This window comes from Streptomyces sp. R44 (assembly GCF_041053105.1).
In the GTDB taxonomy this organism is placed as follows: Bacteria; Actinomycetota; Actinomycetes; order Streptomycetales; family Streptomycetaceae; genus Streptomyces.
On the sequence record NZ_CP163444.1, the window covers coordinates 7,795,528 to 7,815,952 of the forward strand.

14 protein-coding genes are annotated in these 20,425 nt (G+C 72.6%); 4 read left to right on the plus strand and 10 right to left on the minus strand.

The features are described from left to right. Window positions 1–3: 3 nt before the first annotated feature. From AB5J54_RS36200 to AB5J54_RS36210, 3 genes are all read right to left on the minus strand, one after another. Entirely contained in the window at window positions 4–906 is a 903-nt protein-coding gene (locus AB5J54_RS36200) for a diiron oxygenase (protein ID WP_369148163.1), read from the minus strand. A 200-nt stretch (window positions 907–1,106) separates the two neighbouring features. Further along, on the minus strand, window positions 1,107–2,876 hold the full coding sequence (locus AB5J54_RS36205; protein WP_369148164.1) for a S8 family serine peptidase: 1,770 nt from the start codon (window positions 2,874–2,876) through the stop codon (window positions 1,107–1,109). 221 nt (window positions 2,877–3,097) lie between these two features. Continuing rightward, window positions 3,098–6,076, minus strand: coding sequence for a carbohydrate binding domain-containing protein (locus AB5J54_RS36210; protein WP_369148165.1), 2,979 nt, complete (start codon window positions 6,074–6,076; stop codon window positions 3,098–3,100). Window positions 6,077–6,288: 212 nt separating this feature from the next. Between AB5J54_RS36210 and AB5J54_RS36215 the strand changes: the two genes are divergently transcribed. Then, window positions 6,289–6,657 (plus strand): YrdB family protein, encoded by a 369-nt coding sequence (locus AB5J54_RS36215; protein ID WP_369148166.1) that lies wholly within the window; start codon window positions 6,289–6,291, stop codon window positions 6,655–6,657. Between the two features lie 102 nt (window positions 6,658–6,759). Here the strand turns inward: AB5J54_RS36215 and AB5J54_RS36220 are convergent, their stop codons facing one another. From AB5J54_RS36220 to AB5J54_RS36230, 3 genes are all read right to left on the minus strand, one after another. Beyond that, window positions 6,760–8,310, minus strand: a complete 1,551-nt coding sequence (locus tag AB5J54_RS36220) for a hypothetical protein (RefSeq protein WP_369148167.1) — start codon at window positions 8,308–8,310, stop codon at window positions 6,760–6,762. Window positions 8,311–8,444: 134 nt separating this feature from the next. Continuing rightward, on the minus strand, window positions 8,445–9,500 hold the full coding sequence (locus AB5J54_RS36225; protein WP_369148168.1) for a helix-turn-helix transcriptional regulator: 1,056 nt from the start codon (window positions 9,498–9,500) through the stop codon (window positions 8,445–8,447). 73 nt (window positions 9,501–9,573) lie between these two features. Then, window positions 9,574–10,029, minus strand: coding sequence for a MarR family winged helix-turn-helix transcriptional regulator (locus AB5J54_RS36230; protein WP_369148169.1), 456 nt, complete (start codon window positions 10,027–10,029; stop codon window positions 9,574–9,576). Between the two features lie 116 nt (window positions 10,030–10,145). On the opposite strand from AB5J54_RS36230, the gene AB5J54_RS36235 reads away from it, so the two are divergent. Next, complete coding sequence (locus AB5J54_RS36235; RefSeq protein WP_369148170.1) at window positions 10,146–11,615, plus strand: MFS transporter; 1,470 nt, start codon at window positions 10,146–10,148, stop codon at window positions 11,613–11,615. 111 nt (window positions 11,616–11,726) lie between these two features. Here the strand turns inward: AB5J54_RS36235 and AB5J54_RS36240 are convergent, their stop codons facing one another. After that, window positions 11,727–12,806: an Lrp/AsnC family transcriptional regulator gene (locus AB5J54_RS36240; protein ID WP_369148171.1), complete on the minus strand. Its 1,080-nt coding sequence runs from the start codon at window positions 12,804–12,806 to the stop codon at window positions 11,727–11,729. A 243-nt stretch (window positions 12,807–13,049) separates the two neighbouring features. Between AB5J54_RS36240 and AB5J54_RS36245 the strand changes: the two genes are divergently transcribed. Together AB5J54_RS36245 and AB5J54_RS36250 are read left to right on the plus strand one after the other, a co-directional pair. Then, window positions 13,050–14,495, plus strand: a complete 1,446-nt coding sequence (locus AB5J54_RS36245) for an MFS transporter (protein WP_369148172.1) — start codon at window positions 13,050–13,052, stop codon at window positions 14,493–14,495. Next, window positions 14,492–15,676, plus strand: coding sequence for an amidohydrolase (locus AB5J54_RS36250; protein ID WP_369148173.1), 1,185 nt, complete (start codon window positions 14,492–14,494; stop codon window positions 15,674–15,676). The genes AB5J54_RS36245 and AB5J54_RS36250 overlap by 4 nt, the downstream gene beginning before the upstream one ends. An 18-nt stretch (window positions 15,677–15,694) precedes the next feature. On the opposite strand, the gene AB5J54_RS36255 is transcribed toward AB5J54_RS36250, so the two are convergent. The 3 genes from AB5J54_RS36255 to AB5J54_RS36265 all read right to left on the minus strand — a co-directional run bounded on the left by AB5J54_RS36255 (window position 15,695) and on the right by AB5J54_RS36265 (window position 20,418). Further along, window positions 15,695–16,651 (minus strand): SMP-30/gluconolactonase/LRE family protein, encoded by a 957-nt coding sequence (locus AB5J54_RS36255; RefSeq protein ID WP_369148174.1) that lies wholly within the window; start codon window positions 16,649–16,651, stop codon window positions 15,695–15,697. 127 nt (window positions 16,652–16,778) lie between these two features. Further along, on the minus strand, window positions 16,779–17,615 hold the full coding sequence (locus AB5J54_RS36260) for a VOC family protein (RefSeq protein ID WP_369148175.1): 837 nt from the start codon (window positions 17,613–17,615) through the stop codon (window positions 16,779–16,781). Between the two features lie 82 nt (window positions 17,616–17,697). After that, a complete protein-coding gene (locus AB5J54_RS36265) occupies window positions 17,698–20,418 on the minus strand; it encodes a fumarate reductase/succinate dehydrogenase flavoprotein subunit (RefSeq protein ID WP_369149569.1) in 2,721 nt (906 codons plus the stop codon). Between the last annotated feature and the right edge of the window lie 7 nt (window positions 20,419–20,425).

A 20,425-nucleotide genomic window follows, 5' to 3' on the forward strand; every position in this document is an offset into this window, starting at 1 on the left:
GGGTCAGATGAGGTTCGCGCGCTTGTAGAAGAAGAGCGCGGGCCGGGTCAGCAGGCGGGCCGAGGCCAGGAACTCCATGAGTCCGGCGCAACTGGCCCGCATCTGCGCCTTGTAGTGCTCGTTGGCGGCGGCCTCGCGGCGTGCGCGCACCGGGTCGAGACCGGCCTTCGCGTACACGTCGGGGCTGACCAGGCTGGTGACGATGTAGTACGCCGCGATGGCCACGACCAGCGCGTGGAAGTTCCGGCGGGCCCGGCCGGCGTGCTCCAGGCGGCGGCGGGTCTCGTCCCGGGCGAACTTCATGTGCCGGGACTCCTCGACGACATGGATGTTGTTGATGGTGCGGACGAAGGGGACGACCCGCTCGTCGCGCATCCAGTCGCGCTGCATCACGTCGAGGACCTCCTCGGCGACGAGGATCCCGGCGTAGGCGGCCTCGCCGAAGCCGACGGTCTTGAAGGCGCGGCCGAGTTCGAGCACCGCCCGCCTGGGCCGGTAGGCGGGGGCGCCGAGCTTCTGGGCGCCCCGGGCGAACATGATGGAGTGCCGGCACTCGTCGGCGATCTCGGTGAGGGCCCACTGGAACCGCGGGTCGGTGGGGTCCTTGGCGTACATGTCGCGCAGCACCATCTGCTGGAGGATCATCTCGAACCAGATGCCGGTGCTGGCCACCGAGGCCGACTCCTGCCGGGTCAGCTCCTTGCGCTGCTCCTCGGTCATCTCGTTCCAGTAGGCCGTCCCGTAGAGGCTGTTCCACTCCGGGCTCTGGCCGTGGAAGTCCTTGTCGAGGGGGGTGTCCCAGTCGACTTCGGTGGCGGGGTCGTACGAGAGCTTGGCGGCCGACAGGAGCAGCCGCGCGGCGACGTCGTGGTCTTCGTTGTCGGGGCGGACGGTGCTGCTGGCCATGGTGCGGCTCCTCGGGGTCGCGCGGGCGTCTCGGACGCTTGTTAGACATCACGTCTAGCAAGCTTGTTAGACGGAACGTATAGCAAGGCCCCCCGGGAGGCCTACCCCTCGGTACGGACTTTCTTCCGCCGGACTCACCCCGGGTACGCGAACGGGGCCGGAGCCATGGCGGCTCGGGCCCCGTCGAGGGGTGCGCGGTGTCAGAAGGTCAGGTTCCAGGCGTCGATCCTGCCCGTGTCCTGGCTCGCGTTGTCGTTCACGCGGAGCTTCCAGACGCCGTTCGCGACCTCCGAGGAGGCGTTGACCGTGTACGTCTGGAGGATGTTGTCCGTACCGCTGCCGGTGTGGTTGTGCAGGGTGTACACGGTGCCGTCCGGGGCCACCAGGTCGACCTTCAGGTCACCGATGTAGGTGTGCTTGATGTCGACGCCCACCTTGAGGGTGGCCGGCGCGTTGCCGGTCACGCCGCTGACCGTGATCGGGCTCTCGACCGTGGAGTTGTCCGCGATCGCGTAGTCCGTGAGGTTCTCGAAGTAGGCGCCGGCCGGCGGGGTGGAGCCGCCGACGGCCTTCAGGGCGTCCACGCGGCCCTCGCCGAAGAAGCTGTTCTTCGCCGTGGTGCCGGTGCAGCGGGCGTCCGAGGGGCAGGCCAGGTCGGTGGCCTGCTCGCCGAGCTTCGCCCGGATGTCCGCCGGGGTGTACGCCGGGTTGGCGCTGGCGAGCAGCGCGGCGACGCCCGCCACGTGCGGGGACGCCATTGAGGTGCCGCTCAGCGAGGCGTACTTGCCGCCGGGGGCGGTGCTGTAGACGGACTCGCCGGGGGCCGAGACCTCGATGATGTTGCTGCCGTAGTTCGAGAACGACGCCTTGGAGGTGCCGCTGGTGCCGTTCGCCGCGACCGTGACGACGCCCGGCAGCTCGGCCGGGATGTCGAGGCAGTCGTTGGTGAGGGTCCGGGTGACCGGCGTGGAGTCGTTCGGGCTCGTCGAGTCGGTGGTCTTGTTGGCCAGGTCGACATTGGAGTTGCCGGCCGCCGCGACCTGGAGCGAACCCTTGCTCTCGGCGTACGCCTGGGCGCGGCCCACGCCCTCCAGGATGGCCGCCTGGTCGAGGTCGTTCGGGCAGTTGAACTGCCACGGGTCCGTGTAGTAGCTGTTGTTGGTGACCTTGAAGCCGTGGTCACCGGCCCACACGAGGCCGCAGATGGTGTTCTCGGCGAAGAACAGCGTGGTGCCGGGCTCGGCGATGCGCACCGAGGAGATCTTCACGCCCGGCGCGACGCCGATGGCGCCCTTGCCGTTCTTGGCGGCCGCGACCGTGCCGGCGACATGGGTGCCGTGCTGGTCGACGTCGCGCCAGGCCCCGGCGCGGGTGTCCGTCTTGCCGTAGGCGCAGGAGACCGAGTCGGCGGCGTTGAAGTTCGGCGCCAGGTCCTGGTGCTGGTCGTCGACGCCGGTGTCCAGGATGCCGACCTTGACCGAGGCCGAACCCGGGTTGACGGCCCAGGCCTGGTCGGCCTTGATCTGGGTCATGTCCGAGCGGACGGGCTCCGTCGTGGGCGCGGTGGCCTGCGAGGGGTTGGCCGGGAGCGCCGGGTTGTAGGCGTCGGCGGGGACGTCGGAGGTACGGGTCGCGCCGACCTTCTGGACGCCGGAGACGCCGCGCATCGTGGCGGCGAAGGAGGCGGAGGTCGAGTGCGCGACGATCACGCCGATCGCGTCGTACGAGGCGAAGACCGAGCCGCCGTTGTTCGCGACGGCGGTGCGGACGGCGGTGGTGTCGCCCGGGGTCGTGATGACCAGGTAGGCGCGGGTGCCGGCGGCCCAGGCGGCCGTGGCCGCGGCGGCGTTCGACGGGGCGCTCGCGGTGAACGCCGCGAGCGGCTCGTTGTCGAGCGGGGCGGCCTGGGCGAGGGAGACGGGTCCCGCGAGCGCCAGGGTCGTACCGAGGGCCGTCGCCGCGAGTCTCATGCGGCCGGATATCTGGGAAAACAATGCGTCCTCCGATGACCCGGTGGCGCGGGTGGCGCCGACCGGGCCGTGTGTTGTGTGGGGTGGACGCAAGATCGCAGACAAACGGGGCGGAAGGAAGTCTTCTGTCCGACAAGCCCGTTCACGTAACAAAATCTTGACTTGAACATGCCGACGAGAGGGCGATTTCCGTTCCTTCGCCCTCTCGTCGGGCCTTGCTTCTACTTGAGGTACGGGCCGGGCGCCCCGATCCTGCCGGGGCCGTTCAGGACGTACACCCGAAGGTTGCCCTTGCCGGGGGCTGCGATCGGGAGGGTGCCGTCGGCGACCGTGCGGACGTCGCCGGTGACGGCGTCCGTGTACGTGCCGTTCGGGATGCCCGTGAACGTGGCGCCGCCCGAGACGGTGACGAGGGCGAAGCTGTCCGTGGAGCCGCTGGTGTAGCGGCGCTTGAACGCCATGCCCCCCGAGACTCCCTCGGTGGAGTACTGGCCCGTCTGGAGCGCGGGGATCGCCCGGCGGATCTGGTTGAGCCGCTGGACGTGCTTGACCAGCGGCTGTGCGAGGGTGGTCGCGACCTGGCCGCTCGCCGAGGAGACCTGGGAGAAGTCGGAGGCCGTGACGGAGCCGGCGAGGTGCTCGCCGAAGTAGGCGCGGCCGGTGGTCGCGAGCGGGCAGGTGGGCCCGCAGTCGATCTTCCTGCCCTTCTGGAACTCGACCTCGGAACCGTAGTACAGCGTCGGGATGCCGCGGAAGGTCCACATCAGGGACATGTTCTCGGCCCAGGCGTCGGTGCCGCCGGCGTACCGCTCGCTCGACTTGTCGGGGCCGTAGTCATGGCTGTCGACGTAGACGACGTTGTAGGTGGCGTCGTTGTAACTGTCGTCGGAGTCCTTGCCGTTAGAGAAGGCGTTCTGCGCGTCACCGAAGTTCATGTGCATGCGCATGTCGATGACGTTCATGCCGGAGAACCGGCTGTGGTCGGGCGTGTGATAGCTGTTCCCGGCGAGCAAGGCATTGGTCGAGGTGGGCTGGTTGCCGGTGCCCTGCTGCTGCTCGTAGTCGTACATCTCCAGGGCGGCCCTGGCGTCGTCGGCGTCGTACTCCTTGCGCTCCTTCCAGGTGTAGAACTGCGCCGAGTGGTTCACCGAGCCGCGGTTCCACTTGTCGTTGACGAAGGCGGCGACCTCGCCGAAGACGAAGAAGTTCTTCGCCGCCTCGGCGCCGTGGCGCTGGGTGACCCGCTCCTGGATGGCCGGCAGGAAGCGGCGGTTCCAGGTGGTGCGCGGGATGTGCACGGCCGTGTCGACGCGGAATCCGTCGACGCCCATGTCGATGTACTTGTCGTACGCGCCGATCAGGTAGTTCTGCACGGTCGGATTCTCGGTGTTGAAGTCCGCCAGGTCCTCGTGCAGCCAGCAGGAACGGGCGTCCTCGCCCTCCCAGTTGCCGATCCAGCACTGGTGGTAGAGCTCCTTCGGGAACATGCCCGAAGTGGGGCTCGGCCACTGGCAGTTGTACACCGTGTACCCCTCGGCGCTCTTCCCGCCGGTCGGCTTCCCCCAGTTCACACAGGTGTTGCCGGCGGGCTCGGCCGTCGACCACAGGTCGCCGTTGTAGTACGACTTGCCGCTCTTCGCGTCGACGGTCAGGCCGTCGTACTCGAAGCCGGGCTGCTTCTCGTCGTAGTACCAGCTCCACTGGCTGTCCCGCACGCCGTACACGGTCGGGACGAAGAGGCCCTTGGCGCCCCAGCGGGAGGAGTGGTTGTAGACGACGTCCTGGTAGATCTTCATGCCCTTGGCGTGGGCGGCGTCGATCAGGTCCTGGTAGGAGGCGCCGGCGGACTCCAGGCGCGGGTCGACCCGGTAGAAGTCCCAGCCGTGGTAGCCGTGGTAGTCGTAGTCCGAGCGGTTGAGGACGACCGGGGTGACCCAGAGCGCCGAGAATCCGAGGCCCTTGACGTAGTCCAGCTTCTGGATGAGGCCCTTGAAGTCGCCGCGGAACATGGGGTCGTCGTTCGCCGCGTTGCCGGACTTGACGTGCTGGCTGCCTCCCCGGTTGTTCGACGGGTCGCCGTCGTTGAAGCGGGCGGTGAGGACGAAGTAGATCGGGTCCTTGCGCGGGTCGGTGCCGAGCGGCTTCCCGGTCGCGGGCGTGGCGGGCCTGTCGCCGGTGGTGGCGCTCGCGGCGGCCGAGTCGGCGGAGACGTTCCCGGCGGCGTCCACGGCCCTCACCGTGTACGTGTACGCGGTCCGTTCGGCGAGGCCCGTGTCGGAGTACACCGTGGAGCCGACGTCGGTCACGACCGTGCCGCCGCTGCCTCCGGTCCGGGTGACCTGGTACTTCGTGACGCCCCGGTCGTCGGTGGAGGGGTCCCAGGTGAGCAGCACGGAGACGCCGTCGGCGGTGGCGGTCAGCCGGGCCGGGGCGGTGGGGGCCCGGGTGTCGGGCGGGGTCGCGGCGCACGGGTCGGCGGCGTTCGCCGTCACCACCCGGTTCCGGACGGTGGAGACGCCGGTGCCGATCGTGTAGTCGGATCCGCCGTTGTTGTCCCAGGTGCCGTTGCCGTTGTTGAAGGCGGCCTTGAGGAAGGCGGCCGGCCCGAGGTCGATCTCCCGCTTCCACCAGCCGGCACAGGCGGCCTGCATGCCGACGCCCGGGACGGCGGTCCAGGCGCCGCCCGCGGGCTGGTAGTGGATGTTGGCGGTGGACCAGCCGAGCGCCTCGGTGGAGTAGTAGACCGTCGCCTTCGCGGCCGGGGTGGGCGTGGTGTTCCCGCACGGGTCGGAGTGGGCGACGACGCCGTCCTTGACGGTGATGTTCCCCGTCCCCAGGGCGTAGTTGCGGCCGCCGTTGTTGTCCCAGGTGCCGCTGCCGTTGTTGAAGGTGGCCTGGAGGCCGGCGGCCGCGCCGAGGCTGACGGTCTTCTTCACCCAGTCCGTGCAGGCGGGCTCCATGGCGACGCCGGGGACCGTGGTCCACGCGCCGCCGTCGGGGGCGTAATGCAGGTGGTACGCGGACCAGTTCTTCGTCTTCGTCCAGTAGAAGACCGTCGCGGTGTTCTCGGCGGCCGCCGCGACCGGGGCGGTCCGGGGTGACGGGTCGTCGGGTGGCGCGGCGAGCGGGCCGAGGAGGCCGGCGGCCACGGCCAGGACGGCCACCGGGCGTCCGGGCAGGCGTAGGGGGGTGCGGCTCATCTGATGCTCCAGGCGGACGCGCGTTCCGTACGGGCCGGTTGGGGCAGGGGGATCGGCATCGTTGGAAACGCATTCGGAAAGTTTCTGAAACGCTTTGCGTCGGGCGGAAGTTACCGTCGCCGGGACCTGGAGGTAAAGACTTCTGACGGAACGGGTGTACGACGTCTACGCTCGGGCGGTCCGTACGCGCGACCGATGCCGAGAGGATCTCGATGAAGCTGCCCGCACCCCTGCACGTCGTCAACGAGGGGCTGGCGTTCCTGCTCGAACTCGCCGCCCTGGCCGTGCTCGCCTGGTGGGGGTGGGAGAGCGCGGAGAACGTGGCGCTCCGGCTGCTCCTCGCGATCGCCGCGCCGGCCCTCGCGGCCGTCGTCTGGGGCCTGTTCGCCGCTCCCAGGGCGCGGTTCCGGGTGCCGCTCGCGGGTGTTCTGCTGGTGAAGGCCCTGGTGTTCGGCGCGGCGGCGCTCGCGCTCCTCGGTGTCGGCCGGCCGGTGTGGGCCGTCGCCTTCGCCGCCGTGGCGCTGGTCAACACGGCCCTGGCGACGGCGGACCGGCAGGCCGCGATGCATCGCGGCGCCTGAGGGGGAGACCTCGACAGGCGCTCGGCCGGGAAGGTCCGGCCGAGCGCCTGCGCGGACTGCTCGCGGCCCGATCGACCGGCCGCGTGGTGCCCCCTCCCGTCGTCAGTCGACGTGCCAGTCGTAGAGGACCTCGTAGACCCCTCCGAACTGCTCGACCCTCTGCGTGAGTTGGCGCTCCACCGATGCGTGTCGCGCGAACTGCTCCGGGCCGTCGACATTGAGCGTGATCGGGATCGGCGTGAAGGACTCGTCCGCCAGTCCGGACCTGATCTTCTCGTTCACCGCGTCGAGGACGGCGCCGGCGAGTGCGCCGATCGCGCCGGCGACGGCGGGCCCGGCGATGACCGCCCCGGTCGTGGTCGCGGCCTTCACGACGGCCTCCTTGATCTGCGTGCCGAAGGCGCCGTAGAGCGTGTCGAACCCGTTGCTCAGGTCGCCGTCGTCGTGCTCGATCACCAGCAGGGTGGTCGTGTACGACCGGGGCCACAGACCGGGCCGGTCGATGTCGAACTCCATGAGCACGTGCGGACGGTCGCGCCAGGGGTCGCGCACGTCGTCGCTCGACACGTCACCGATCTCGCTGCCCCTCAGGACGTCGGCGCCGTACGTGCCGTCCGGCCGCGCGACGACCGATGCCGAGTCCATGCCCAGCGCGGAGACGTACACCTCGTCGTCACCGCCCTGCAGGAGGTCGTCCGTCGACTCCTTCTCGATGAAGTACCGCAGCCGGAACTGCAGGGTGCGGTGGTGCCAGTACGTCGACCACACGTGGTGGTCGGCCCCCAGGACGAAGAGGTCGATGTGGTTGCCCCGGCGGGACACGGCCGTCACGCGCTGCCGCTTGTCGAAGACCGCCCGTCCGGGCACCGCGAACCAGTCGGCGGCCCAGCCCGTCTCGGCGCTCCAGCAGGTCGTCCAGACGTGGCTGTCGTTCCCCACGACGTACAGGTCCAGCTGCCCGGGGACCCGGGAGGCCGTCGTGAGGGGGCGGCCCTTCTCGAAGACGGCCCTTCCCGGTACGGGGGACCAGTCCGCGCTCCAGCCGCCGTCGGCGTTCCAGAAGGCCGTCCAGACGCGGTTGTCGTCGCCGACGAGGAACAGGTCGAGATGGTCCGCGTCCCGGGCCACGGCTGCGACCGGCTGCCGGTCGAAGACGGCTGTTCCCGGGATGGGCATCCAGTCGGGGTGCCATCCGGCCTGTGCGCTCCAGAACTGTGACCAGACACGGTTGTCGTCGCCGACGACGAACAGGTCGAGGTGGTCTGCGTCCCGGGCCACGGCCGCCACCGGCTGCCGGTCGAAGACGGCTGTTCCCGGGATGGGCATCCAGTCGGGGTGCCATCCGGCCTGTGCGCTCCAGAACTGTGACCAGACACGGTTGTCGTCGCCGACGACGAACAGGTCCAGATGGTCCGCGTCCCGGGCCACCGCCGCCACCGGCTGCTCGCCGAACACGGCCGCCCCCGGCACGGCGAACCAGTCCGGGTGCCACGCGGCCCGCGCACTCCAGAACTGCGTCCACACGTGATGGTCGTCGCCCACCACGAACAGGTCGACGTTCTCCTCGGAACGAGACACCGACGTGATCTGCCTGCCCGTGTCGAACACGGCCGCACCCGGCACCGTGAACCACTCGGCGTTCCACGTACCCATACGATCACTCCTCTCCGGCGCGAACGGGCCCACAGGGGGCTCGTTCGGACTCGATCTCCAGCCTCCGCCGGGGCCGGGCCGTAGAGGATCCCTACATCTGGGGATGGACAGGCGCGGCCGGAGAGTCGCCGTCGTCAGCGGTACAGCGCGGCGACGAGTTCGTCGCGGCCTTCCGCGCCCGTCTTGCGGAACACCGCCTTGAGGTGGTCGTTGACCGTGTACGGGGACACCCCGAGGCGCCGGGCGATCCGCTTCACGGGCGACCCGTCCCGGAGCTCGCCGACGATCTCGCGTTCCCGGGGCGTGAGCCCGTACCAGGCACAGAACGACGGCGTGACCAGGTCGCCGGTCGCCCCTTGCAGGATGACCGCGACATCGCCGGCACCGTCCTCGCCGAGGGGCTCGGCCTGGGCGGTGAACCATCTGCCGCAGCGCGCCGGCGGCATGCAGACCAGCGGGCCCGGGGCGCCGCCCCGGGCGCGGGCGGCGAGCGACAGCGCGCGGAAGAAGGCGTCGGACACCCCCGCGGGGACGGCGGGCGCGCTCTGCGCCATCACGTGCGCGACCCAGGCCTTGGCCTGCGGGCTGACCGCCTTGACCTGGTGGTCGGCGCCCACGATGGCCACACCGGCGGGCAGGGCCGGAGCATCCGCGGCGGGACTCAGCGGGCCGGACGTCCCGTAGCGCCGGAGGGCGGCGACCAGGGCCGGCGCGAGCCGCATGGCCCGACGGGCCTCGTCCTCGCCGAACCGGCGCCCGCCCGAGCCGCGGAGCAGCCGTAGCTCACCCCAGACCCCGCGCGGGTCGGCGAGCCTCAGCCACAGCTCCGAGTCCGCCCCGTGGGCGGCGAGGATACGGTCCGCCTCCCGGTCGTGCGACCGCCCGCCCACGACGGCGACGGAGCTGTTCGTCCGATCGGTGCCGACCGGCCCGCGCGCGCCCGCCCCCGTGATGCGGTGGGTGAGGAGGGCAAGGGCCAGCGCGGGCTCGTATCCGTGCCAGAAGCTGAACCAGCAGAGCTCGGTGCCGAGCACGGGATCGGTGCCGCGCAGGCAGAGCGCGTCGTGGGCCACGAGGGGGGCGAGAAGCCGGGAGACGGCCGCGGCGGCATCCTCGCCGCCGGCACTCAGGCTCACCGCCGCGTACACGTCCCGCGCCAGCCGCTCGTCGTCGAAGAACGTCAGGCCCACAGGGGCCATTGTGTCAGCGGCGCCACGGCCGCGCCCGCCGCTCGACCCGCCCCCGCCCGCCCGACCGTCCGGGTCACGGCCGGGGCCAGGGGCGGCCTTCGAGCCGCTCGATGTCCCGGTTGAAGCGTTCGAGGTAGGCGGCGAAGCGGGTCACGTCCTCCGGTGACCAGTCCTCCATCACCCGCTCCAGACCCTCGACGTTCGAGGACCGGTCGGCCTCCAGGCGGCGCTCGCCCTCCTCGGTGATGCGGAACTTGCGGGCGATGCCGCCGTCCGGATCCGGGATGCGCTCCACGACCCCGGCGCGCAGCATCGCGGCGGTCTGCCGGTTGAGGGTGGAGGCGTCGAGGCCGAAGGCCTCGCTGAGCTGCCCGATGGACATCGGCCCGTGCATGCGGATGCGGGTGAGGAGCACGTACGCGCTGCGGTCGAGCTGGCCGCCGGCCGCCCGGGAGCGGGGCCCGTACAGGAGGGCGTGCCGTCCGATGAGCATGCTCTCGAACTCGACCAGATGGGTGGGCTTGTCCATGAGGGCATTCTCTCCTGTCGCGACGACCTGTGCAGCATGCATATCTTGTGCATCCTGCAATTGATGTGCATGATGCACAAGCATCGAACCATCGAAGAAGTACCGAGGGAGAACCCGTGGACGGCTCCAAGCCCGACGCCCGCCCCGGAGGCGTCGTCGGCGTCCTCGCCATGGCCGGCATCGTGGCCGCACTCATGCAGACCCTGGTGGTGCCGCTCATCGGCGACCTCCCCAAGCTGCTCGGCACCAGCGCATCCGACGCCTCCTGGGTGATCACCGCCACCCTCCTCGCCGGAGCCGTCGCCACCCCCGTCGCCGGCCGGCTCGGCGACACCCTCGGCAAGCGGCGCGTCCTGCTCGCCTCCGTGATCCCGCTCGTCGCCGGCTCGATCGTCTGCGCCCTCGCGTCCTCCGTCGTCCCGATGATCGTCGGACGCGGACTGCAGGGCCTCGGCATGGGCGTCGTACCGCTCGGCATCAGCCTGCTCCGCGATGTCTCCCCGCCCGAGAAGCTCGGCGGCTCCATCGCCCTGATGAGCGCCTCCATGGGCGTCGGCGGCGCCCTCGGCCTGCCCTTCTCCGCCGCCGTCGCCGAGAACGCCAGCTGGCGCGTGCTCTTCTGGGTCGCCGCCGGCCTCAGCCTCCTCGTCGGCCTCCTGATCTGGCGCGTCGTCCCCGCCGGCCGCCGCGCGGCCGCCCCCGGCCGCTTCGACGTCCCGGGCGCCCTCGGCCTCGGCGTGGGGCTCGTCGCCCTGCTGCTCGCCGTGTCCAAGGGCGCGACCTGGGGCTGGGGCAGCGCCACCACCCTCGGCCTGTTCGCCGTCGCGGCCGTCGTCCTGCTCGCCTGGGGCGCCTGGGAGCTGCGCATCGCCGAACCGCTCGTCGACCTGCGGGTCACCGCCCGCCCGGTCGTCCTGATGACGAACGCGGCCTCGATCCTGGTCGGCTTCGCCATGTACGCGCAGTCGCTGGTCGTTCCCCAGCTGTTCCAGCTGCCCGAGGCGACCGGGTACGGACTCGGCCAGTCGATGATGGCCATGGGCCTCTGGATGGCCCCGGCCGGTCTGATGATGATGATCCTGGCGCCCCTCGGCGCCAAGCTGTCGGCCGCCCGCGGCCCCAAGGTCACGCTCTCCGTCGGCGCGCTCGTCATCTCCGCCGGTTACGGCTCCTCCCTCGCCCTGATGGGCTCCACCTGGGGCCTGCTCACCGTGACCCTCATCTGCAACACGGGCGTCGGACTCGCGTACGGGGCCATGCCGGCGCTCATCATGGGCGCGGTGCCGCAGGAGGAGACCGCCTCGGCCAACAGCTTCAACACCCTGATGCGCTCCATCGGCACCTCCGTCTCCGCTGCCGTCATCGGTGTCGTCCTCGCCCAGATGACCACCGCCCTCGGCGGGCACGTGCTGCCCTCCGAGGGCGGCTTCCGCACGGCGATGCTCATCGGCTGCGGTGTCGGCCTCGTGGCCGCGGTCGTCGCCGCGCTGATCCCCGCGAAGGCCGCGGCACCGGCTCCCGCCGACGCCCGGGCGGCCGAGCCCGGGGCGGGCCCGCGCGCGGCCTCGGAGGCCACCACCGCCTGACGGCGACGACGACCGGGGGGCGCCGGCCGCAGGGGTACGTGGGGACGGCCCCGCGGCCGTCGCCACCCCGTCCAGCCCCCGTCCTGCGGGCCCGCCGGTCCCGGCCGGTCCTCAGGCCTGCACCGCCGTGAAGCCCGCCCTCTTGTACGTCCGCATCAGCAGCGCCGTCTCCGTCGACGTCACGTCCTCCAGGCGGGCGAAGACCCGGGCCGTGAACTCCTGGAAGTCCCGGGTGTCGCGATGGCTGGAGTACCCGAGCAGGCTCGTCCCGCCGCTCGTCACCACCAGATGCCGCAGGGCCGGTTCCCGCGCGAGCAGCCGGATCGCGGGATCGAGCCCCCGGTGCGGCACCCCGAGCCGGAACCGCGCCTCCACCGGATAGCCGAGGACCGCCGGGTCGGCGTGCAGCCGCAGATGCAGCACGTGCGAGGCCGTGAGCCTGGCCAGCCGCCGCCGGGCCGTCGTCTCGCCGACGCTCAGCTCCCGCGCGAGGCGCGTCGTCGACATGCGCGCGTCGCGACGGAGCAGCTCGACGAGCCGCCGGTCGAGCTCGTCCACGACGGGCGGCTCCGGCAGCGCGGTGCCCTCGATGGCGTGCCGCCGCACGTCCGTGGGCTCGTCGTCGTACGGTGCCCAGTCGCTGGCCGTGAGCAGCAGCCGGAGCACCACCGCCGAGTGGATGTCCACGACCCCGTCGAGCCGGCCGATCACCGTGTCCACAAGGGTGAGCAGCGCGTCGTGGCCGGTCGCGTGGAGCTCGACGAACACGTCGAGCGCCCCGGTGGCGACCTCCACGGACCGCGTCTCGTCCAGGGCGGCGAGCGTCAGCGCCACCTCGTGGACGCGGCCCGGCGCGCACCGTACGGCGATCTCCGCCGTCACCCCCTCGTACTGGTACTCGGGAATGAGCGCCGCCACGAACGCGACCCGCCCGTCGGCGGTCATCCGCTCCAGGCGGCGCGCGACGGTCCGCTCGTGCGCCCCGACGGCCGCGGCGACCTCCGCGAAGGGCGCGCGGGGATCGCGGTGCAGGACCCTCAGGATCCCGTGGTCCAGCGCGTCGAGACCGCCGCCGGGCCCGGGACCACCCGCACCCGGGCCGACCCCGGGACCACCCGCACCCGGGCCGACCCCGCCGCCGGGCCCGGATCCCGCTCCGTCGCCGTGCCGTGCCGCCCGCTCCGCCGTCATGCCGCCTTCTCTCCGCCCGGTCCCGAGCCCGCCCGAAGGCGCTCCACGCGCCCGCCGCGTGCCCGAATCCGCCGCAGGACCCCCGTCCTCTGCCGCATTCGGCCGTCTTCACGGTCAACTCTTGCCCGAAGTGCCGTTCGCTCGCCACATTGTGGTGCATCTTCCGCCCCCGCACCCCCACCCGCCGCCGGCGGCCCCCCCTCCCCATCGAGCCCACGCGGCCCTCCCGAAGAGGTAGTACGTATGACGGACGCCGGTACCCGCACCGCCCCCGTACGAAGAAGAGCCGTACGTCCCGTACCCGCCGGCGCGGTCATCGCCTCGGTCGCCCTCGTCGAGCTCTCCAGCGGCATCACCCAGGGCTTCCTCTCCCCGCTGCTCAAGGGCCTGACCGACACCCTGAAGGTCACCGCGGCGGACCTGAACTGGATCAGCATCGCGAACCTGCTCGCCAGCGTCGCGTTCACGCCGGTCCTCGCCCGCATGGGCGACCTCTACGGCCACCGCCGCCTGCTGCGCTGGAACCTGGCGATCGTCATCGCCGGCTCCGTCCTCGTCGCACTGAGCCGCTCCTTCCCGGTGCTGCTCGCCGGCCAGATCCTCCAGGGCGCCATCGCCGGCTTCTTCCCGCTCCTCGTCGGCATCCTCCGCAACCGCCCCGACGGCGGCGACGCGGAGAGCCGCCGCGGCATCAGCCTGATGGTCGCCGCACTGATCGGCGGCCTCACCCTCGGCCTGCTGTCCAGCGGCTTCATCGCCGCGACCGTCGACAGCCCCACCGCCGCCCTCTGGGTGCCCGCCATCGGTGCCGGCATCGCGCTGGCCGTGACCTGGCCCCTGCTGCCCGAGTCCGACGACCGCCCCGGCGGCTCCGTCGACTGGGCCGGGGCGGTGCTGCTCTCCGTCGGCCTCGTCGCCCTGATGCTCGCCCTGGGCCTCGGCGGCACCCCCGGCTGGGAGTGGACCTCCACCCGCACCCTCGCCACCCTGGCCGGCGGCGTGCTCGTCACCGCCCTGTGGGTGCTCGTGGAGCTCCGTACCGCCGAGCCCATGATCGACGTCCGGATGTTCGCCCGGCGCAACGTGGTCGTCGTCTCCGTCGTGACGCTCTCCTTCAGCTTCTGCATGCTCGGGCTCCAGGTCGCCCACCCGGTCTTCCTGGGCACGAGCCCCGACGAGACCGGGTACGGCTTCGGCTACGGCCCCGCCGTCATCGGCCTGGCCATGCTCCCCAACCTCCTCGCCATGGCCCTCGGCGCGCTCGCCGCCCCCGCCGTCGCGGCCCGCATCACCGACCGGCTCACCCTCGTCACCGGCTCCGCCCTGATGGCCCTCGGATACGGCGTCGTCCTCGCCGTCCACTCCTCGGCGCCGCTCTTCCTGTGCGGCACGGCGCTCGCCGGACTCGGCAACGGCTTCCTCCAGCACTCCACGCGCACCCTCGCCGTCGAGTCCGTCCCCCACGACCGGACGTCCGTCGGCTCCGGCATCAACGAGCTGATCATCAACGTCGGCGGCTCGCTCGGCGCCGCCGCGGTCCTCACCGTCTTCGCCGGGCGCACCCCCGCCGGCCACACCCTGCCCGACCTCGGCGCCTACACCACCTCCTGGGTGCTGTGCGCCGTGATCTCCGTCGCCGGCGGCGCCGCCTCCCTCCTCTACCGCACCCCGTCGAAGGACCTCCGATGACGCCGACCACCACGGCCCGCCACCACAGCCGGGCCGTCCTCACCCGCCACCAGGAAGCGGTCATCGGGCTCAGCCACGCCCTGCACGCCGACCCCGAACTCGCCTACGAGGAGCACCGCGCGGCCCGCCGCATCACCGACCTCGTCGAGCGCGCCGGCTTCGACGTGACCCGCGAGGCGTACGGACTGCCCACCGCGTTCCGCGCCACCGCCGGCACCGGCGACCTGGTCGTCGCGATCTGCGCGGAGTACGACGCGCTCCCCGGCATCGGTCACGCCTGCGGCCACAACGTCAACGGCTCGGCCTCCGTGGCCGCCGCCCTGGCGCTCGCGCCGCTCGCCGACGACCTCGGCCTCACCGTCGCGCTCCTCGGCACCCCCGCCGAGGAGTCGGGCGGCGGCAAGGTCGACATGCTCCGCGCCGGGGCCTTCGACGACGTGGCCGCCGCGATGATGGTGCACGCCGCGCCGCAGGACGCCGTGGGCCTCTCCACCCTGGCCATCAGCAGCCTCTCCGTCGCGTACTCCGGGGTCCCGGCGCACGCCGCTGCGATGCCGCACCGGGGCGTCAACGCCGCCGACGCGATGATGATCGCCCAGGTCGCGATCGCCGCCCACCGCCAGCAGATGGTCCCCGGCGCCGTCGTCTCCGGCGTCGTCACCTCGGCCGGGGACGCGGCGAACGTCATCCCGGACCGGGCCACCGCGACGTACGACGTCCGCGCCGGCACCAGCGAGGAGCTCGCCGCACTCCAGGCGCGGGTCCGGGCCTGCTTCGAGGCCGGCGCCCTCGCCACCGGCGCCGACCTCCTCCTGGAGACCGTCGGCAACGACTACGCCGACCTCCGCCAGGATCTCGCGATGGGCCGGAGCTACCAGGCCGCCGCCGAGGCCCTCGGCCGGACCGTCCTCCCCCACGACCCCGGGCTGCGCGGCGGTTCGACCGACATGGGGAACGTCTCGCACCTCGTCCCGACGATCCACCCGTCCATCGGGTACGACTGCGGCGACACGATCATGCACCACCCGGACTTCACCCGGTACGGCACCACGGCCGCCGCCGACCGCGCCGTCCTGGACGGCGGTCTGGCCATGGCGTGGACCGCGATCGACCTGGCGAGCGACCCGGCCCAGCGCGAGCGGCTCCTCGCCGGCGTCGCCGCCCGCGCCGCCGCGAACTGACGGTCGTCCGGAGGTGCTTCAGGCCGCCGTGCCCAGCCAGGGGCGGCGGCCGGGGCCGGTCGGGTGGGTGCCCGTGGCGCTCATGACCACCGAGTACAGGCTGGTCTGGGCGGCGATGAAGAGCCGGTTGCGCTTGGCACCGCCCCAGGAGATGTTGGCGACCGGCTCCGGGACGTTCAGCCGCCCGATCAGGGTGCCGTCGGGGTCGTAACAGTGCACCCCGTCGCTCATCGCGGCGGCCCAGAGGCGGCCGTCGGCGTCGAAGCGGAGGTTGTCGAAGCGGGCCTCCGCGCGGGCCGAGGCGTCGGCGAAGACCTTGCCGTCGGAGAGCGTGCCGTCCTCGCGCACGTCGAAGACCCGGATGAAGCCGGCCCGGGTGTCGGAGACGAAGAGGCGCGTCTCGTCGTGGTTGAAGACGAGACCGTTCGGCGCGGCGAACTCGTCGGCCACCAGGCGTACTTCGCCGCTGTCCGGATCGATCCGGTAGACGTTGTTGGAGCCGATCTCGCTCTCCGCGCGGTGACCCTCGTAGTCGCTGGTGATGCCGAAGTCCGGGTCGGAGAACCAGATCGAGCCGTCGGACTTCACCGCCGCGTCGTTCGGGCTGTTCAGGCGCTTGCCCTCCCAGCGGTCCGCGAGCACGGTGACCGTGCCGTCGTGCTCGGTGCGGGTCACGCGCCGGTTGCCCTGCTCGCAGGAGATCAACCGCCCCTCACGGTCCAGCGTGTTGCCGTTGGTGTGCCCGGCCGTGCGGCGGAAGACCGAGACGGCGCCCGTCTCCTCGTCCCAGCGCAGCATCCGGTCGTTCGGGATGTCGCTCCAGACCAGCTGCCGCCAGGCGGGCAGATAGATCGGTCCCTCGGCCCAACGACAGCCCGTGTACAGGACGTCCAGCGCGTCGTCGCCGTACATGCACCGTCCCGTGAGGAACCGCTCGTCGAACATCTCGTACAGCTCGGGGCGCTCGCCGCTCATGGGCCCTTCCCTTCGTGAAGCCATCACCTGTGCCGAACCTGATCCTGCGCGATATGAAGATTGCAGGATCATCTACGGTCCACACAAGGCACTTCCGAACGGAGAGCTGTGGATCACACGGCTCGTCTCACTCCTCCCCGCCCTCCTCGTCCTCCTCGTCCTCCTCCGCCTCCACGGCGAACAGCGCCCCCTCCGGATCGCGGACCACCAACCTCCGTTCGTCGTCACCGCCCGGCGGCCGCATCCCGGCCCACTCGCCGCCCGGCACCACCGACCCGCCGTACGCCGGCACCGCCTCCCGCGCCGCCGCCAGATCCCGCACCCGGAAACGGACCAGCCACCGCGGCCGCAACTGCGGGCGGGACGACTCGGATTCGACCGGACCGCTGTCGAGCCGCGCGACGGCCTCGCCGCCCCGCCGCAGCACCACCCCCTCGTGCTCGTACGACACCTCGGTACCGCCCTCGCTCCCGTCCGCCCAGCCCAGCACCCCGCCGTAGAACACGGCCGCGTCGAACGCGTCGCGGGTGTGCAGCTCCACCCAGGCCGGCGCCCGCCGCTCGCCGACGTGCCAGCGCGACACCAGACGCCCCTCCCACACGCCGAACAGGGCACCCTCCAGATCCGTCGCGAGCGCCGCCCGGCCCCGGGGCGGATACGCCAGCGGGCCGACCCCCACCGTGCCGCCACGCTCCCGGATCCGCGCCACCGCCGCGTCGGCGTCCTCCACGGCGAAGAACACCGTCCAGGCCACCGGCCCCGCCGGCTCCGCGTCGAGCGCCGCGATCCCCGCCACCGGCACCCCGTCCCGCTCACCCACCACGTACGCGTCGCCGAAGGCACCCGGCCGGAACGTCCACCCGAGCACCGCCCCGTAGAAGCGCTGCGCCGCCTCCAGATCGTGCGCGGACAGATTCAGCCAGCACGGTGCTCCCACCGCGTCCCCGGTCGTCGGCCCCGACACCGGCACCACCTCCTCGTCGTCCTGAGTCCGTGCGCCCCTTCCCCGCCCCGCCGGCGACCACACCCCGGGTACGCCGAACGGCTCAGCGGGCCGCGCGGGAGGCGTAGGCGCGCACGTCCGCGTCCGGGTCGTCCGCCGCCCCGGCGAGCGCGGCACGCGCGGCCGGTTCGGCCCGGTGGGCCAGGAGCGACAGGACGGCCGCCTTGCGCACGTCCGCGTTCGGATCGGCGAGCGCCCCCGCGAGCGCCGGGACGGCGAGGCCCGGAGGCGCCGCCCGGAGCGCGGTCGCCGCGCCGGACCGCACCTGCCAGGCGCCGTCGCCGAGCGCGGCCCCCGCCCCCGCCGCGTACGCCGGAGGGCAGCCGGTGCCCGCGAGCGCGGCCAGGGCGGCTCCCCTGACCAGCGGGTCGGCGTCGTCGAGCAGCGGCGCGAGCGGCTCCGGCGCGGGAGCCCGTACGGCCGCGAGACCACGGGCCACCGCGACCCGGACCTCGCGCGCCGGATCGGCGGCGGCCCGCGCGAGCTCCGCGACCGCGTCCACCGAGACCAGCGCCCGCACGGCCTGGACGCGTACCTCCACGGAGGCGTCGCCGAGCGCGCCCGCGTACAGCGGGGCGTCCCCGAGCCGCAGCGCCCGCAGGACGTCGAGCGCGGCGCCGCGCACGGCCGGATCGGGCACACCGAGGGCCTCCCGGAGACCGTCCCCGAGCGCCGGCTCGGCGGGCAGCACCTCGACCAGCTCCCGCAGGGCCGCCGAGGCCGCGGCCCGGACCGGCGCCGCTCCGTCCCGCAGCCGGGCCGCGAGCGCCGGACCGGCCCCGGCCGGCGCGGTCTCCCCGAGCGCGGTCACGGCGGCCGCCCGCACCGTCGGATCGGCGTCGTCCAGATACGGGCCGAACGCCGCCAGATCGGGGGAGTCCTCGACGAGCGCGAGCAGCCCGAGCAGCCGGGGATGCGGCCCCGCGGGCGCGGGTGCCTCGGCCGGCGCCCCGGCGGTGACCGGACCGGGACCCGGGGCCGCGGGGACGGCCTCCCGCGCTCCGGCCGTGGCCACCGGCACGAGCGCCACCTCGCCGAGGAGCCGCTCCGGACCGCCGGGCGGCGAGAACTCCGGCACCGGAACGACATAGGGCTCCACCGGGCGCGCCGTGAACTCCATCGCCCCGGAAGGGGACTTGCGCAGATCCAGATGGTGCAGCCAGCCCGTGTCGTCCCGCTCGGGGTGGTCGAGCCGCTCGTGGTAGAGCCCCCACCGCGACTCCGTCCGCGCGAGCGAGGCACGCGCCGCCATCTCGGCGCAGTCCCGGATGAACGACACCTCCGCGCACCGCATCAGCTCGTGCGCCGTGCGCGCCCCCATCCCGGCGATCTCCGTCGACATCCGGTCGAACGCCTCCACGGCCAGGGAGAGCTTCGCACCGGTCTTCGGCGGTGCCACGTAGTCGTTGACGAAGCGCCGCAGCTTGTACTCGACCTGGGGCTGCGGCGGCCCGTCGGGGTTCCGCAGCGGCCGGTAGACGAGCTCGTGGGCGGCCGCGAGCTGACCGGCGTCCAACTCTCCTCCGTACGCGCGGTACCGAGACGCGTCCTCGCCCGCCAGGTCGCCGAAGACGAACGCGCCGATCATGTAGTTGTGCGGTACGGAGGCCAGGTCGCCGGCCGCGTACAGCCGGGGCACGGTCGTGCGGGCACGGTCGTCCACCCTCACCCCGGAGGCCGAATGGCCGCCGCACAGGCCGATCTCCGAGATGTGCATCTCGATGTCGTGGGTCCGGTAGTCGTGCCCCCGGTTCGCGTGGAACGTGCCCCGGGTGGGCCGCTCCGTGGTGTGCAGGATCGACTCGACGGCGCCGATCGTCTCCTCGGGAAGATGGCTCAGCTTCAGATACACCGGCCCCCGGTCCGAGGCGAGTTCGGCCGCGAACTCGGCCATCATCTGCCCCGACCAGTAGTCCGACTCCACGAACCGCTCTCCGTGCCGGTTCACCTGGTACCCGCCGAAGGGGTTGGCGACATAGGCGCAGGCCGGGCCGTTGTAGTCCTTGATCAGGGGGTTGATCTGGAAGCACTCGATCCCCGTGAGCGCCGCGCCCGCGTGGTACGCCATCGCGTAGCCGTCGCCCGCGTTCGTCGGGTTCTCGTACGTCCCGTACAGATAGCCGGAGGCGGGCAGGCCGAGCCGCCCGCAGGGGCCGGTCGCCAGGATCACGGCCCCCGCGCGGACCACGACGAACTCCCCGGTGCGGGTGTGGAACCCGGCCGCGCCGACGGCCCGGCCGTCCTCCGGGTGGGTGAGCACCCGGACCGGCATGACCCGGTTCTCGATCCGGATCCGCTCCCGCATCTCGCGCCGCCGCAGCTGCCGGTAGAGGACCTTCTTCACGTCCTTGCCCTCGGGCATCGGCAGCACGTACGAGCCGGACCGGTGGACCTGCCGGACCGCGTACTCCCCGTGCTCGTCCTTCTCGAACTTCACCCCGTACGACTCCAGGCGCCGGACCATCGCGAAGCCGCGGGTCGCCGTCTGCCGGACGGTGGACTGGTCGACGAGGCCGTCGTTCGCGCGGGTGATCTCGGCGACGTAGTCGTCGGGCTCCGCCCGGCCGGGCACGACCGCGTTGTTGACGCCGTCCATGCCCATGGCCAGGGCGCCGGAGTGGCGGACGTGCGCCTTCTCCAGGAGCAGGACGTCCGCCCCGCGCTCGGCGGCGGTCAGCGCCGCCATCGTGCCGGCGGTGCCGCCGCCGATGACGAGCACGTCGCAGGAGAGCTCGGTCGCGTCGGCGAGGTCGGGGACGCTCAGGGGGGTG

Bases quoted from the DNA above. Each gene is read 5' to 3' on its own strand.
- AB5J54_RS36205 (WP_369148164.1), bottom strand. From the start codon at position 2,876: ATGAGACTCGCGGCGACGGCCCTCGGTACGACCCTGGCGCTCGCGGGA.
- AB5J54_RS36240 (WP_369148171.1), bottom strand. From the start codon at position 12,806: ATGACGGCGGAGCGGGCGGCACGGCACGGCGACGGAGCGGGATCCGGG.
- AB5J54_RS36200 (WP_369148163.1), bottom strand. From the start codon at position 906: ATGGCCAGCAGCACCGTCCGCCCCGACAACGAAGACCACGACGTCGCC.
- AB5J54_RS36210 (WP_369148165.1), bottom strand. From the start codon at position 6,076: ATGAGCCGCACCCCCCTACGCCTGCCCGGACGCCCGGTGGCCGTCCTG.
- AB5J54_RS36255 (WP_369148174.1), bottom strand. From the start codon at position 16,651: ATGAGCGGCGAGCGCCCCGAGCTGTACGAGATGTTCGACGAGCGGTTC.
- AB5J54_RS36230 (WP_369148169.1), bottom strand. From the start codon at position 10,029: ATGGACAAGCCCACCCATCTGGTCGAGTTCGAGAGCATGCTCATCGGA.
- AB5J54_RS36245 (WP_369148172.1), top strand. From the start codon at position 13,050: ATGACGGACGCCGGTACCCGCACCGCCCCCGTACGAAGAAGAGCCGTA.
- AB5J54_RS36220 (WP_369148167.1), bottom strand. From the start codon at position 8,310: ATGGGTACGTGGAACGCCGAGTGGTTCACGGTGCCGGGTGCGGCCGTG.
- AB5J54_RS36250 (WP_369148173.1), top strand. From the start codon at position 14,492: ATGACGCCGACCACCACGGCCCGCCACCACAGCCGGGCCGTCCTCACC.
- AB5J54_RS36215 (WP_369148166.1), top strand. From the start codon at position 6,289: ATGAAGCTGCCCGCACCCCTGCACGTCGTCAACGAGGGGCTGGCGTTC.